Below are 14406 nucleotides of genomic sequence, written 5' to 3' on the forward strand. Positions count from 1 at the left end.
CTCTCACGGTCGGGACAGGTCCGTATCCGTATCCGTATCCGTATCCGTATCCGTATCCGTATCCGTATCCGTATCCGTGTCCGTGTCCGTGTCCTGCGTCTGTTCGCCTCCCTGCACATTCACCTGCGGGCGGTGTCAGCTGCCTCCGCCACATCCGCCCCCGCCCCCGCCCCCGCCCCCGCAGGAGGACCCGCCGCCGCAGGACGAGCTGCTCCCGCAGGAGGAGCCGCCGCCGCACGACGCCCCGGAGCCCCCGCCGCCCGCCCACCAGCTGTGGGACGAGCCCGAGCTCCGGACGCGGCCTCCCGACCGCACCGGCCTCCTGGCCGCGCGGCGGCTCGCGGACACAGCGACCGCGACCACCACGCCAACGACGACGACCGCCAGGATGAGGCCAAGTACCACTCCCATGGCGTCACCCTCCTTCCGTTCCCCCGAAACGGCCCCCGGCCGCCCCCCGTGGGCTCGGACCGGTGTCCCCGCTTCTCGCGTGACGGTGCGATGCCCGCGCGGCTCACCCGCGAAAGCAGAGTTGAGGAACTCCAGAGCTTCGGCGCAGGATGGCGCCCATGACCTCCAGCTCCCGCAGCGCCCGCCCCCCGCTCAACCGCCGGCTCGCCGAGTTCGGGACGACGATCTTCGCCGAGATGTCGGCGCTGGCCGTGCGCACCGGGGCCATCAATCTGGGCCAGGGCTTCCCCGACACCGACGGTCCCGAGGAGATCCAGGAGGCGGCCGTGCGGGCCCTGCGCGACGGGCGCGGCAACCAGTACCCGCCGGGCCCCGGCGTCCCCGAGCTGCGTACGGCGGTCGCGGTGCACCAGGAGCGGCGTTACGGGCTGTCCTACGACCCGGACACGGAGGTGCTCGTGACGGCGGGCGCGACGGAGGCCATCGCCGCGGCCCTGCTGGGCCTGCTGGAGCCGGGGGACGAGGTCGTCGCCCTGGAGCCGTACTACGACTCGTACGCGGCGTGCATCGCGATGGCGGGCGGCACGCGGGTCCCGGTCACCCTCCGGCCGCACGACGGCTCGTTCCGCCTGGATCTCGACGAGCTGCGGGACGCCGTCACCGACCGCACCCGGCTGCTGCTGATCAACACCCCGCACAACCCCACCGGCACCGTCCTCACGCGCGAGGAGCTGACGGCGATCGCCGAGCTGGCCGTCGAGCGGGATCTGCTGGTCGTGACGGACGAGGTGTACGAGCACCTGGTCTTCGACGACGCCGAACACCTGCCGCTGGCGACCTTCCCGGGCATGCGGGAGCGGACGGTCACCATCGGCAGCGCGGGGAAGTCGTTCTCGTTCACCGGCTGGAAGGTGGGCTGGGTGACGTCCGCGCCGGAGCTGGTGTCCGCCGTGCGGTCGGCGAAGCAGTACCTGACGTACGTCTCGTCCGGGCCGTTCCAGTACGCGGTCGCCGAGGCGCTCGCCCTGCCGGACACGTACTTCGCGTCGTTCCGCGCGGACATGCTGGCCAAGCGGGACGTGCTGGCGGCCGGGCTGGAGGAGGCGGGCTTCAAGGTCTTCCGGACGGCGGGCACGTACTTCATCACCACCGACATCCGGCCCCTCGGCGAGTCCGACGGCTTCGCCTTCTGCCGCGCGCTGCCGGAGCGCGCGGGTGTGGTCGCCATCCCGAACGCCGTCTTCTACGACCACCGCGAGGCGGGCGCGCCCTTCGTGCGGTTCGCCTTCTGCAAGCGGACAGGCGTACTGGAGGAGGCCGCTTCTCGCCTCAAGACACTGAGCGCATAGGGCCCCGGGCCGGTTGGGCTATTCGGTGTCCTTCGGGTGTCGCGGAGAGGCGTACACCAGGATCACAGTTGAGGTATCCGGGCTGACCAGGTAGCGGACCCGGCCTCCGCTAGTGATCTCGTACTCCCACTGCTCCAGCTCGGATCCTTCCATTCCCTGGTGGCGTGCCTGCCGCGAAGCTGGTGCTGGCGATTCCAGTTGGCCCGCGACAGCGGGTCTGTGCGAAGGGCTTCCAGGCAGCGATGGGCGTTCGGCAACGCCACCCGGCACAGCTCCTCCCAACCGGTCGCGGCCTCCGTCGTCCCGTGGATGACGTTCCAGCCGCTGAGCGGAGGGACGCTGACCCGTGGTTGCTCCGAGCCGCCGCGCACCACACTCGACTGCCGCCTGATCGACCGGGACCGGAGTCCCTCGTCAGCGGGCGTCCGCCTCGGGAACCGGGCGCGGGAGTTCGTCGAGGTCGAGGGTGAAGGTGCGGCCGTCGGCCAGGGGGATGGGGAGCTTGCCCGTGCCGTACTTGTGGGTGTGTGCCGCGATGTACCCCGTGGCGATCGGCTGGGTGTGAAGGACGACTTCCTGGGCGTAGGGGTCCACGACCAGGTAGATCGGGATTCCGTAGCGGCCGTACTTCGCGGTGCAGTCGTCGTAGTCCTTGCGCGCGGAAGAGGTCGAGACGACCTCGGAGATCAGCAGCACGTCCTCGAAGCTGTAGCGCTTGCCTTCCTTGCGTGCGTCCTCCCGCAGGATCGCGAGGTCGGGGGCGGAGTTCTCGTCGGCGGGGAAGTCGATGTAGACATCGGAAATGACCTTCGCCTGACGGCCGAGGGCGAGAGCGGAGTCGATCTGCATCGACCTGATGGTGCTGGAGTGCTCTTCGCTCTGCGGGGTCATGATCACCTTTCCGTCGGCCCCGAACAGGACCGTGTACCCCTTGGGGAACTCGGTGTGCACGATCGCGTCGACGCTCATGGACGGCTCCTTCCCGTGTGTGGTCAGGATACGAGGGACAGTGCCGCGTCACCGAGCCCGCAACCGGCTCAGCCGACCGCACGGAGACGGCTGCCGGATCGGCAGTCCCGGCAGCGGCCGGGTTCCGCCGCACGGAACCCGCGGTCGCAGCCGTCGCAGTTCCGCATGGGAAGGACCGCCGGACGTCCTGGGGGACGTACTGCGGGTTCTGCGCTTCTGGCCGGTGCGGACAGGGGAGTCTCCTTGAGCCGGTAGGCGAGGATGCCGGCCGGGCGGACCAGGAGCTGGTCCGGGAGTCCTGCGGTGAGGTGGTCTGTGATCTGTGTGGGCAGGAGGCCTGCCCCGAGCCACCGGGTGACGGCCGGTGCCAGGCGGGCAGCCTCTTGCTCGGAGAGGATCAGCCGCGGATCGACCCGGCGCAGGGCGGAAAGTACGGCGATGGCGCGAGGGTCGGCGTCGGCGAGCGGGACCGGTGTCTCCGCCTCGGCCTGTACGGGCGCCGCCACCGTGTTCTCCACCGCCGCGGACGCGGGCGTGACCGCCGCAGCGGCGGGCTGCCTCCGGGGCCGCCGCGGCTTCGGCGGCTCGGGGTCCGGATCCGGATCGCCGCCGGGTACGTCGTAGAAGTACGTCCGGGTGCGGACCTGCCCGGTGGGCGTTCGCTCGCGACGGCGCTCCAGGTATCCGGCCTCTTCGAGCTCCCTGAGCGCTCGCGAGATCAGGATCTCCCCCTCGCTGAAGTGTTCACACAGGGCGGTGATGGTCACGGAGGAGCCGTCGGGCAGGGAGGAGACGTACGCCGCGACACCGACGGTGACCGCGCTGCCGCGCCGCTGGGCGAGGGCGTTGGAGATCACGGTGAAGCCGGCCGTGAGACGGGTGCGTACGTGGATCACGCCGGAGGTCGGAGGCCCGGCGTCGGCGCGCAGGGGCGCGTTAGACTGCGAGTCAGCCATTGGGAAGGTTGGAGCTTCCTGATCGGTCAGGCCCTCGTTCGGGATTGCAGTCCCGGCCGGGGGCCGTCGTCTGAGTGGGGTTGTCGCGGCGAACGTAGCCGTCCGAATCCCGCGCCTGCAAGCCGGTCACTCGGACGGGTGACGAGGGCTTCCTGGCGAGGGAGGGTGGGTGGGCGGGTAGTTCTTTCTCCCGGTTCTTTGGGGAGGTCAGTGGCCCGCCGGACCCTCGCGGACAAGGGTCCGGTGAGCCAGGAAGACGGGCGGCGGCCGGGGCCCGGCCGCCTCAGGGACGGGCGTGTCCGGTCTTCAACTCGCCTATGAAGGCGGCCCAGGATTCGGCTTCGAAGCACAGCGCCGGACCGTTCGGGGCTTTGCTGTCACGGACGGGGACGACGGTTCCCCGGAACCCGCCGGCCACCTCCACGCAGTTGCCGCCCTCCTGATTGCTGTAGCTGCTCTTGCGCCACGCGGCGCCGTTCAGATCGGGATGGGACCTTCGCTCCACGGTGGTTGTCCTCCATCACGGATCGGATCATGTCGAGTGACATGAGAGGGGGCAGAGCTGCCGCCCGCAGCCGATCGTAGGTCAGCGCGAAGCTCCTGACCTCGTCCGGATCCTCGATGAGTTGGCCGTAGTGCGCACCTTCGGTGTAGGCGATCTCCGAGCCGTCCGGCATGGTGAGCACCGTGAGCGAGCCGCCCATGGCGTCGTGCTCGCCCTGGTCGAACGGCAGAACCTGCACGGTGATGTGAGCTGTCGTCGCCGTCTGGAGCAGCCGCTCCAACTGCTCGCCCATCACGGCCTGGCCGCCGACCGGGCGCCTGAGCACCGCCTCGTCGAGGACCACCCACACCTCGGGCCGATCGGGTGCGCCGAGCCGCTCCTGCCGTCCCACGCGAAGGGCCACCCGCTCTTCCAACTGCTCCTTGCTACCGAGCGTTCGACCGACACTCAGCACCGCCCGCGCGTAAGCCTCCGTCTGCAGCAAGCCCGGCACCACATGAGCCGCGTACTCGCTGATGGCCACCGCCCGCTCCGAGTACTCCATGAACTTCCGCGACCAGTCCGGAAACGCCTCCCGGTACACGTACGGCCACAACTCGACCAGCAGGTCATCCGCCCCCAGCACCGCGTCCAGCGCACGTGCCAGCTCCAGCGTCGGCTTCGCTCCGGACGCCCGCTCGATCTGTGTGATCCGCGTGCTCACGACGTGCGTTCTGTCGCCGAGTTCGGCCTGGGTCAGCCCGGCCGCCGTGCGCAGTCTGCGTACGCGTGCGCCGAACAGGGCCGCCATCGACGTACTGGGGTCAATTCCGTTGGCCAAAGCGTCACTTCCGTTCCTTACGGGAGGAAAAGTAAGGCTGTGTCACCTGTCGAGCGTAGAGCGATCAGACGACTCTTGAGTACGGAACGTGACGGCGCATGTGCGTCGCGGGATGCCTCAGGTCGACAGACAAGGACAGACAGCCGTGCTGACAGGAACAACCACCTCGGGAGACGAGCCACTGCGCAGCGCCACACCCCTCGCGGCGGAAACCGTCGCGCTCGCCGACACGGCAACGGCAAGGCCAACGGCCCGGGAACTCCCCTCCTGGACAGAACAGTTCGTCTCCTCACCGCGTGGTGCGCGGCTCGCACGGCGTCTCGCCGTCCGACGCATGGACGAGTGGGGCCACCCGCCGGCGTCGGACGCCTCGTGCACGGTCGCCCTCATCGTCGGTGAACTCGCCGCGAACGCCGTTCAGCACGGCCACGTCCCCGGACGCGACTTCAGCCTCCGGCTCGCCCTCGACGCGGCTGCGGGCCTGGTTCGTGTCGAGGTGTCGGACGCCGCCTCCGTCAAGCAGCCGCCCACGGCGCCGCCGTCGTCGTACCCCGAAGGCGAGTCCGGTCGAGGGCTGCTCCTGGTGGACGTCCTGGCCGTGCGCTGGGGGGCCGAGCCTCGCCGGCCCATGGGGAAGACGGTTTGGGCGGAGTGCGCCATCGAGCGATGACTCGCCCGGAGCGGGGTGCCTCGGTGCGTTCCCGCTGCTGCCTCGGGCCCGGGCGCCGGTACGGACGGCGAGAGCCCGGCCACGGCACGCGACCGTGGTGGTCGGTGCCCTGGCCGGGCTCTGCTGTGTCTGCGGCGCGTTCCTGGTCGTGGTCAGTCACACGCCCTGGTGGGGATCACTCGTCGTCGGGCTTCTCCGCGTCCTCGACTTCCTCCGCGAGGCCGAGCTGCTCCACGAGCCACTTGTCGAACTCGATGGCCGCCCGCACCCAGCTCACGGTCGACGAAACGAAGTGCTCCAGGCTGACGCCGGTGCCGATCAGCAGTTGCGCCTCACCGATGAGGCGGACGGTTCCGTCGTCGTGCGTGTGGCTGTACACCTTCGGCCACAGCGTGCGACGGTTCCAGTCGTCGATCGTCTCCAGCAGCGCCTGCTTCTCATCGATCTTGTGCGGCCGGTCGTAGAACGTCCGTACCGAGAAGACCTGCTGGTCGCCCTCGCCGCGGAACATGAAGTACGTGCGGAACTGCTCCCACGGCGCCGCGAGGTCGCCCTCGTCGTCGACGACGTACTTCAGCTCCATCTGGTCGAGGAGCTGCTTCACGAGGTCCTGATCCGGGACGACGGGGCCCGCCGGTCCTTGGGGCTGCGGCTCGGGCTGGCCCCCGAAGTTCGGAATCGAGGACGGGTCGATGGACATACTGGGTACTCCTGCGGTCGTCTGGCTCGTCCGGCCATCACTGAGACCAGACGTACACCTCCACCCTCTCTCTCTTGCCCCACACCCGGCAACCTGCATGGCCTACGGGCTCCTCCGCGTGGCGCATTACCGACGTGAGTACACCGATGTGAGTACGCGGCACGCGGCCCCGGGGCAGCTGCCTGCCCCGGGGCGCGACCGGAAGGGGCCCGGGACTCGCGACCGGAAGGAGCCCGGGAACCCGCGGCCGGAAGGGGGCCCGGGAACTACAGCGTCTTCCCCGTGGCGGGCCCCACGATGAGGCCCTCGCCGAAGGCGTCCACCCGGACCGTGTCGCCGTCCTTGATCTCGCCCGCGAGGATCTCCTTGGCGAGGCGGTCGCCGATGGCGGTCTGGACGAGACGGCGCAGCGGGCGGGCTCCGTACGCCGGGTCCAGGCCCTCGTCCGCCAGCCAGGCCAGGGCCTCGGGCGTGATCTCCAGGGTGAGCCGGCGCTCGGCGAGGCGCTTGGCCAGGCGGTCGATCTGGAGCTCGGCGATGCGCTCCAGCTCCGCCTTGTTCAGCGCGGAGAAGACCACGAGGTCGTCCAGGCGGTTGAGGAACTCCGGCTTGAAGGAGGACCTCACCACCTCCAGCACCTGCTCCTTCTTCTCCTGCTCGGACGTGAGCGGGTCCACGAGGAACTGGCTGCCGAGGTTGGAGGTGAGGATCAGGATGGTGTTGCGGAAGTCGACCGTACGCCCCTGACCGTCCGTCAGCCGCCCGTCGTCCAGCACCTGCAGGAGGATGTCGAAGACCTCGGGGTGCGCCTTCTCGACCTCGTCGAGGAGTACGACGCTGTACGGCCGCCTGCGCACCGCCTCGGTCAGCTGGCCGCCCTCCTCGTAGCCGACGTAGCCGGGGGGCGCGCCGACCAGGCGGGCCACGCTGTGCTTCTCGCTGTACTCGCTCATGTCGATGCGGACCATGGCCCGCTCGTCGTCGAAGAGGAAGTCCGCGAGGGCCTTGGCGAGCTCGGTCTTGCCGACACCGGTCGGGCCGAGGAAGAGGAAGGAGCCGGTCGGACGGTCCGGGTCGGCGATACCGGCGCGGGACCGCCGTACGGCGTCGCTCACCGCCCGCACGGCCTCCGTCTGGCCGATGAGCCGGCGCCCCAGCTCGTCCTCCATCCGCAGCAGCTTCTGGGTCTCGCCCTCCAGCAGGCGTCCGGCGGGGATACCGGTCCAGGAGGCGACGACGTCCGCGATGTCGTCGGAGCCGACCTCCTCCTTCACCATGGTGTCCCTGGCGACCTCCTCCTCGGCCTCGGAGGCGGCCTCCAGGTCCCGCTCCAGGGCCGGGATCTCGCCGTACAGCAGCTTGGAGGCGGTGTCGAAGTCGCCGTCGCGCTGGGCGCGTTCGGCCTGGCCGCGCAGTTCGTCGAGCTTCTCCTTCAGCTCACCGACGCGGTTGAGGGACTGCTTCTCCTTCTCCCAGCGGGCGGTGAGGCCCCTCAGCTCCTCCTCCTTGTCGGCGAGGTCGCGGCGCAGCCGCTCCAGCCGCTCGCGGGAGGCGGCGTCGGTCTCCTTCTCCAGGGCCAGCTCCTCCATCTTCAGCCGGTCGACGGCGCGCTGGAGTTCGTCGATCTCGACCGGGGAGGAGTCGATCTCCATGCGGAGCCGGGAGGCCGACTCGTCGACGAGGTCGATGGCCTTGTCGGGCAGGAAACGGGAGGTGATGTACCGGTCGGAGAGGGTCGCGGCGGCGACGAGCGCGCTGTCCGCGATCTGCACCTTGTGGTGGGCCTCGTACCGTCCCTTGAGCCCGCGCAGGATGGCGATGGTGTCCTCGACCGTCGGCTCGGCGACCAGCACCTGCTGGAACCGCCGCTCCAGGGCGGGGTCCTTCTCGATCCGCTCCCGGTACTCGTCCAGCGTGGTGGCACCGACCATGCGCAGCTCACCCCGGGCGAGCATGGGCTTGAGCATGTTGCCGGCGTCCATCGCGGAGTCCCCGCCGGCACCGGCCCCCACGACGGTGTGCAGCTCGTCGATGAAGGTGATGATCTGCCCGTCGGAGTCCTTGATCTCGGCGAGTACGGTCTTCAGCCGCTCCTCGAACTCACCCCGGTACTTGGCGCCGGCGACCATCGCGCCCAGGTCGAGCGCGACGAGCCGCTTGTCCCTCAGGGACTCGGGCACGTCACCCTTGACGATCCGCTGGGCGAGCCCCTCGACGACGGCGGTCTTGCCGACGCCGGGCTCACCGATGAGCACGGGGTTGTTCTTGGTCCGGCGGCTGAGCACCTGCACGACCCGCCGGATCTCCGTGTCGCGCCCGATGACGGGGTCGAGCTTGCCTTCCCTCGCGGCGGCGGTGAAGTCGGTCCCGAACTTCTCCAGGGCCTTGTACTGCCCCTCGGGGTCCGCGGTGGTCACCCGGCGTCCTCCCCTGGTCTTCTGGAAGGCCTCCAGGAGCTTCTTCGCGTCGGCGCCCTGCTGGGCGAGCACCTCCCCGGCCTGACCGCCCTTGGCCGCGATGCCGATGAGCAGGTGCTCGGTCGACACGTAGTCGTCCCCGAGCTCCTTGGCCCGCGTCTGGGCGTCGGCGACCACGGCGAGGAGCTCGCGGTTGGGCTGGGGCGGCGCGACGGTGGTACCCGTGACGCTGGGCAGGCCGGCGAGGGCCTTCTCCGCGCCGGCGCGCACGGAGGCCTGGTCGGCGTCGACGGCGGCCAGCAGGTCGATGATGTTCTCGTTGTCCTGCCCCTGGAGCAGAGCGAGGAGCAGGTGGGCGGGGGTGAAGTCCGGGTGCCCCTCCGACACGGCCCGGTTACTGGCCGCGTTGATCGCGTCCCGGCTCCTGTTGGTCAGCTCGGCGTCCACGTTCGCAGTCTCCTCCTTGCGTCAGCCGTCATCCACGCTGACTTGAGCAACGTCCACAAAGTTGAGTCTATTCCACTCAAGGCGATATGCGGGAGGCTCTGCCGCTAGGTTCCCGACGCATGAGCACCCCTGACACGGATCCCACCCTTCCGGCCGAACAACCGGACGCGTCGCATCTCGCATACGTCGCGTTCTGGCGGGAGCGCCACCTGTGCACCCTGACGACACTCCGCCCGGACGGCAGCCCGCATGTGGTGCCCGTCGGGGTTACATACGAGCCCGAGGCACGACTGGCTCGGGTGATCACCCGTGCGGGGAGCGCGAAGGTACGGCACATCAGGGCGGCGGGGCCCGACGGCGCCCGGGTCGCGGTGTGCCAGGTGGACCGGGGCCGCTGGGCGACGCTGGAGGGGCGGGCCTTCGTCCGCACGGACCCGGACCGGGTGGCGGACGCGGAGCGGCGGTACGCGGAGCGGTACGGGCGGGTTCCGTCACCGAACCCGTCCCGGGTGGTGATCGAGATCGAGGTGGCCCGGACGCTGGGAAGGGCGTGAGGGTTCCCTCATCGGAGTCGGCCGTCCTGCGGACCGCGCGGTTCCGGCCAGCGTCGGGCCCTCGCCCGGACCGGTGGATACCCGGAGATATCGCCGTAAACCTGCAGCGGCGTCACCGTGTTCAGGTCACGGTGACGCCGCTGCTGGGGGGAAGCGCCTGCGCGATCTACAACGACGGGGGTATCGCGTCAGGCACTGCGGGGGGTGGCTGGCATGGTGGCGGAGGCCGGAGCCTCCGGTTCGGCGAGCTGGTGGTCGCGCTGGTCGAGGTTCACGAAGATCATTCCGTACCGGATGGCACACCGCACGGGCTGCGGCGCGCCGCGCGGGCGCCGCAGACACCGGTACGCCCGGACGTCCTCGTCCTCGTCCCGGGTGACCACGACCGGCTCGCCGAACACGGTCACCATCAACGAGTCACCGCTGTGGGGGATGGCGGTGGCCAGGTCGATGAAGTGCCAGCCGGAGCGGTAGGCGGTCGCCATTTCTCGGCGGAAGGAGCGGTCGTCGGGGGGTGTGGTCATCAGTCAGCCCCAAGTACTGTCGCCCGGGTTCGCCGGCGGCGAGCCCCACGTACTGTCCTGCGCCACTGCGGCGATCGCGGCCACGGAGGTCCCACCACCGCCCCCTTGAACGTCGCCCTCCACGCCGGAGAGGCCACTCAGTGCGCCGAAGGCCACAACGGCGGAGAAGGCGGCGACAAGCACCGAGCGAAGCATTCTCTTGCGCATAGTCGGCTTCGTCCTCACTTGAAGGTCACCTCTTCCCCCGTCGAATACGACGATGGCTCATTCAGGCACGTCATGGCCACACAATCGATGCATCATGTTCCTGCATGTTCAGGACCCTGGGGGGTGGAGATTTGACAACAAATCAGACAAAGGTGACACATCCCCATGCGGTGACCGAACTGTGTGAGGAAGGAAACCGCCTCTACACCATTGCTCTCCGCATGGGACGCATTGCCCGTGCGGACGTGGAGCCCGCTCCCTGCCTGATGGAGTTCGCGCTACTGCACCCCGACCCCGACGACGCCAACTGGCTGCGTCCGGTTGCTCCGTCGGTGGCCCTGGCACAGCGACTCAACCCCATAGAGCGCGAGATCGCCGAGCGCAGAAGACTGTCCATCGAACTGTCCGATGCTTTCGAGCCATTCATGGCCCTCAGTGCTCAGGCGACGGCTCACACGCATTCGATCACGGTTCTTGAGGGTCTCGACCGGATCAACGCGGCTCTCGACCTGGCCACGGCCCAGGCCCAGTCCGAGATGCTCACGGTTCAACCGAGCGGCCGCCGGGTCGAGCACACCCTCGTCCAAGGGCTAGAACGGGACAGGCCTTTGATCGAGCGTGGTGTGCGCATCCGGACCCTCTATCAACACACCGCTCGGTACAGCCCCGAGACGCTGGCCTACGTGGAGCAGTTCTCCGATGGCAAAGTGGAATACCGAACCATCGACGAACTGGTCGAGCGCCTCATCATCCTGGACGAGAGCGTCGCCTTCATACCCACGCGCGACGACCGGCAGGTCGCCCTGGAGCTACGCCACCCGGGCCTGGTGCGCTACCTGATCAAGGTTTTCGAGTTCATGTGGGCCCGTGCGGTGCCCCTGAGTACTGGCGCTCCCTACGAAACCGCCCCCGACGGCATCACCGACATCCAGCACTCCATAGCCAAACTCCTCGTGGAAGGCCACGTCGACGAGGCCATAGCCCGCCGCCTCGGCATGAACGTCCGCACCTGCAGGGCCCACATAGCGAAGCTGGCCACGGCCCTGGGCAGCGGGAGCCGGGCCCAACTGGGCTACCTCATAGCCCAGTCAGGGATTTTGGAACAGGACCACTGACCAGCTGAGGGGGAAACGCACGCGTGACGAAGGCGCATCAGACACATAGTGCGGAGGACATGTGCCAAGCCGGAACGGATCTGTACGCTCGCGCCCTGCGCGAAGGGCGGGTTCGCCGTGAGGACACCGCCGACGCCCCCTGCCTGATCGACTTCGGGTTGCTGCACCCCACCGTCGTGGACCTGCACTGGCTGGAACCCGTGGCCCCGGCCGTCGCACTCCACCGGCTGCTGCGCAACGTCGAGGACCATATCGCCGACCAACGCCGTCGCGAGGTCCGCCTGGCCGAGGCGTTCGAACCGCTGATGCAGATCGACGGCCGCCAAACGGCCCCGGCCCAGACCTCAGCCATCACCGTCCTCAGTGGTAAGCACCGAATCAACTCCGCCATCTCCGAGGCGATGGCCGATGCGACGCTGGAACTCCTCACCATCCAGCCGAACATCAGCCGCAGCTCCGAGGACGAGGCCACCGCGCTGGAGCGGGACAGGGCCCTGCTGGAGCGCGGTGCCCGCATCCGCACTCTCTATCCCCACACCATGCGCCACTCGATGTCCATCATCGCCCGCTACGAAGAACTCACTGGTGACATCGAGGTTCGCACACTCGACGAAGTGACCGACCGACTGATCGTCATCGACCGAAAGGTCGCCTTCATCCCCGCCGACAAGGACCGGACCCTCGCCCTCGAGGTACGTCAACCCGCCTTGATCGACTACTTCCATGTCACATTCGACCGTCTCTGGCGCCTGGCCACCCCCATGTACCCCAAGACCATCCACCAGCCCACCCTCAACGGCATCACCCCCCGCCAACGCGCCATAGCCGCCCTCCTCATCGAAGGCCACACCGACACCGCCATCGCCGACCGCCTCGGTATGAACGTCCGCACCGCCCGCGTCCACATCGCCAAACTCGCCGCCACCCTCGGCAGTGAGAGCCGCGCCCAACTCGGCTACCTCATCGGCCAGTCCGGGATTCTGAAACAGGATCCACAGAGCTGACGGAGCGCGGCGTGCCGTCCAGCCCGGCCTGGGCGATCCGTACTCCCAGCTGCGTGCGGCTCGCCGCCCCCAGCGTCTCCGACAACCGCGCGATATGGGCCCGGCACGTACGGACGCTGATCCCGAGCCGTTCCGCGATGACCGCGTCCTGGTGGCCCTCCGCGAGCAGGGCCGCGATGGAGCGTTCGCGGTGGGTGATGCCCTCGATGCCGGTCGAGGGGAGCGGGGAGGTGAGGGGGATCGCCAGGCGCCACAGGCGCTCGAAGACCGTGACCAGGTAGTCCACCAGCGAGGGGTGGCGGATCTCCAGGGCCATGGTGCGGTCCGCGTTCGCGGGGATGAAGGCGACCGCGCGGTCGAAGACGATGAGGCGCTCCACGACCTCGTCCAGGGTGCGGGCCTCCGCCGCGTCACCCATGAGGTCCATGTAGCTGTGCAGGCCCTGGCCGTGGCGGGCCACGTGCGTGTAGAGGTCGCGCATACGGACGCCGCGCTCCCGCAGTTCCAGTGCCCGGTGCAGCCCCTCACGGAGTTCGTCCTCGCGGCGGATGCCGCCCGGCTGGACCGCCAGTACCTCCGCGGCACACGCCTCGGTCGCCTCGTCGATCGCGGCGCGGATGCGCTGGAGCCCGTCCAGGACGCGGATCGCCGTGCCCTCGGCGGGCGGCTGCACCGGGCCGCCGCCGAGGCCCGCGTACCGCTCGACGGCCGCGACGGCGGCGCCCACCCGGGCCTGGCTCGCGCTGACCTCGTCGTCCACGGAGCGCAGGAGCCGGGTCATGACCTCCAGCGGGGGCGTGGGCACCAGCCGGCCCATGTCGTCGGGGTCGGGGTGCAGGAGGGCCAGCTCGACCAGGCAGGGGGTGGCCTCGGCCTCCGCGCGCGGCACGTGCCCGCGGCGTACGGCCCGGGAGTACACACGCTCCCCGGCCTCGCACAGCCGGTCCGCACCGTGGGGATGCTCGTCCGTCCCGTGCCCGGCCATGACTCCACTCACCCCCGGTTCGCGTGTTCCGCAGCGCAACTATGCGGGTAGCCCTCCGGCTCCGCAACACGGCGCCGCCACATCCGCAGCCCGTGCTATGCGCATCAGATCGCGAGATGTCCACCCCCCAGTTCACCTCGTTGCAGCAAGATGAGGGTGTGCATGCGTGGCCAGGGATGCGATCGTCATGGAGCACGGGAGCGTGGCACAACGACCGATCAGGGCCCTACGGATCCCGTGAGTTCGCGACCAGTTACAAGCCGATACTCACGTATCAACGGGGAAGATGTGCACCACTTTGACCAGGTGGGACGGCAACCCATTGTCCGACAGCACGAACCTTGCCAGATGGTCCAGCAGCAACCGGCCGACACCGCGACGCGCGCTGTCGTCAGGCCCTTCGCGGCCAGCGATCCTCGGCGATCTCCGGCATGCCGACATCTCGGAAGCACTGCCCGGCGGCCCTCTCGATGTGCTGGAGCACGGGCAGCTCGTCCAGGCGCACGGCTCTGATGTGCATGGACGCATTCTCCACGGCACGCCGGATGGCGCCACCGGTTAAGCGTCCTGTGACGGCGGCCCACCGGCGGTGGCAGCGTGGCGCAGGGCCCGCATCGACCGGCACGTGCGTCGCTCGCCCGATGCCAGCGGTCACAACAGGGCGAACGTTGCCTGATGCGGCACTAGTGTGCTGCGCCAGAAATCCTGAGGATTAGTTCTGCTCGGTTTGCTGGCCGGTGGTTCCGACCTTGGTGAGGTAGTCGGCGAGGGAG

The 14406-nt window shown here is 69.3% G+C and carries 14 protein-coding genes and 1 pseudogene; 5 read left to right on the forward strand and 10 right to left on the reverse strand.

The window, feature by feature from the left end; genetic code table 11:
• Positions 1-569: 569 nt before the first annotated feature.
• Positions 570-1760, forward strand: coding sequence for a pyridoxal phosphate-dependent aminotransferase (locus ACZ49J_RS39960; RefSeq protein ID WP_467455860.1), 1191 nt, complete (start codon positions 570-572; stop codon positions 1758-1760).
• 18 nt (positions 1761-1778) lie between these two features.
• On the opposite strand, the gene ACZ49J_RS39965 is transcribed toward ACZ49J_RS39960, so the two are convergent.
• From ACZ49J_RS39965 to ACZ49J_RS39985, 5 genes are all read right to left on the reverse strand, one after another.
• Positions 1779-1913 carry a hypothetical protein gene (locus tag ACZ49J_RS39965; protein ID WP_467455858.1) on the reverse strand — a complete coding sequence of 45 codons (135 nt, stop codon included), beginning with the start codon at positions 1911-1913 and terminating at the stop codon, positions 1779-1781.
• A gap of 261 nt (positions 1914-2174) precedes the next feature.
• Entirely contained in the window at positions 2175-2729 is a 555-nt protein-coding gene (locus tag ACZ49J_RS39970; protein ID WP_467455856.1) for a Uma2 family endonuclease, read from the reverse strand.
• Between the two features lie 68 nt (positions 2730-2797).
• Entirely contained in the window at positions 2798-3685 is an 888-nt protein-coding gene (locus ACZ49J_RS39975) for a hypothetical protein (RefSeq protein ID WP_467455855.1), read from the reverse strand.
• A 283-nt stretch (positions 3686-3968) separates the two neighbouring features.
• Entirely contained in the window at positions 3969-4109 is a 141-nt protein-coding gene (locus ACZ49J_RS39980) for a DUF397 domain-containing protein (protein ID WP_468351923.1), read from the reverse strand.
• A complete protein-coding gene (locus ACZ49J_RS39985) occupies positions 4063-4980 on the reverse strand; it encodes a helix-turn-helix domain-containing protein (protein ID WP_467455976.1) in 918 nt (305 codons plus the stop codon). Before ACZ49J_RS39985 ends, ACZ49J_RS39980 begins: the two co-directional genes overlap by 47 nt.
• 175 nt (positions 4981-5155) lie before the next feature.
• Here ACZ49J_RS39985 and ACZ49J_RS39990 point away from each other — a divergent pair, with 175 nt between their 5' ends.
• Complete coding sequence (locus ACZ49J_RS39990) at positions 5156-5680, forward strand: ATP-binding protein (protein ID WP_467455853.1); 525 nt, start codon at positions 5156-5158, stop codon at positions 5678-5680.
• Positions 5681-5855: 175 nt separating this feature from the next.
• Here the strand turns inward: ACZ49J_RS39990 and ACZ49J_RS39995 are convergent, their stop codons facing one another.
• Together ACZ49J_RS39995 and clpB are read right to left on the reverse strand one after the other, a co-directional pair.
• The gene (locus tag ACZ49J_RS39995; protein ID WP_467455851.1) at positions 5856-6380 is read right to left on the reverse strand and encodes a YbjN domain-containing protein; all 525 of its coding nucleotides are present in this window, start codon (positions 6378-6380) and stop codon (positions 5856-5858) included.
• A gap of 266 nt (positions 6381-6646) precedes the next feature.
• Positions 6647-9244 carry an ATP-dependent chaperone ClpB gene (gene clpB / locus ACZ49J_RS40000; protein WP_467455850.1) on the reverse strand — a complete coding sequence of 866 codons (2598 nt, stop codon included), beginning with the start codon at positions 9242-9244 and terminating at the stop codon, positions 6647-6649.
• A 119-nt stretch (positions 9245-9363) separates the two neighbouring features.
• On the opposite strand from clpB, the gene ACZ49J_RS40005 reads away from it, so the two are divergent.
• Positions 9364-9798: a pyridoxamine 5'-phosphate oxidase family protein gene (locus tag ACZ49J_RS40005; protein ID WP_467455849.1), complete on the forward strand. Its 435-nt coding sequence runs from the start codon at positions 9364-9366 to the stop codon at positions 9796-9798.
• 188 nt (positions 9799-9986) lie between these two features.
• Here the strand turns inward: ACZ49J_RS40005 and ACZ49J_RS40010 are convergent, their stop codons facing one another.
• On the reverse strand, positions 9987-10322 hold the full coding sequence (locus ACZ49J_RS40010; RefSeq protein WP_467457730.1) for a hypothetical protein: 336 nt from the start codon (positions 10320-10322) through the stop codon (positions 9987-9989).
• A gap of 311 nt (positions 10323-10633) precedes the next feature.
• Here ACZ49J_RS40010 and ACZ49J_RS40015 point away from each other — a divergent pair, with 311 nt between their 5' ends.
• Together ACZ49J_RS40015 and ACZ49J_RS40020 are read left to right on the forward strand one after the other, a co-directional pair.
• Positions 10634-11644 carry a helix-turn-helix transcriptional regulator gene (locus ACZ49J_RS40015; RefSeq protein ID WP_467457729.1) on the forward strand — a complete coding sequence of 337 codons (1011 nt, stop codon included), beginning with the start codon at positions 10634-10636 and terminating at the stop codon, positions 11642-11644.
• Positions 11645-11703: 59 nt separating this feature from the next.
• Entirely contained in the window at positions 11704-12648 is a 945-nt protein-coding gene (locus ACZ49J_RS40020) for a helix-turn-helix transcriptional regulator (protein ID WP_467457728.1), read from the forward strand.
• Here the strand turns inward: ACZ49J_RS40020 and ACZ49J_RS40025 are convergent.
• Together ACZ49J_RS40025 and ACZ49J_RS40030 are read right to left on the reverse strand one after the other, a co-directional pair.
• Positions 12605-13633, reverse strand: coding sequence for a helix-turn-helix transcriptional regulator (locus tag ACZ49J_RS40025; RefSeq protein ID WP_467457727.1), 1029 nt, complete (start codon positions 13631-13633; stop codon positions 12605-12607). The two genes, ACZ49J_RS40020 and ACZ49J_RS40025, sit on opposite strands and share 44 nt — an antisense overlap.
• 412 nt (positions 13634-14045) lie before the next feature.
• A pseudogene (locus ACZ49J_RS40030) lies at positions 14046-14153 on the reverse strand (GNAT family N-acetyltransferase); the annotation flags it as partial.
• Positions 14154-14406: the final 253 nt, after the last annotated feature.

The sequence above is a fragment of the Streptomyces sp. NPDC030840 genome (genome assembly GCF_055572015.1).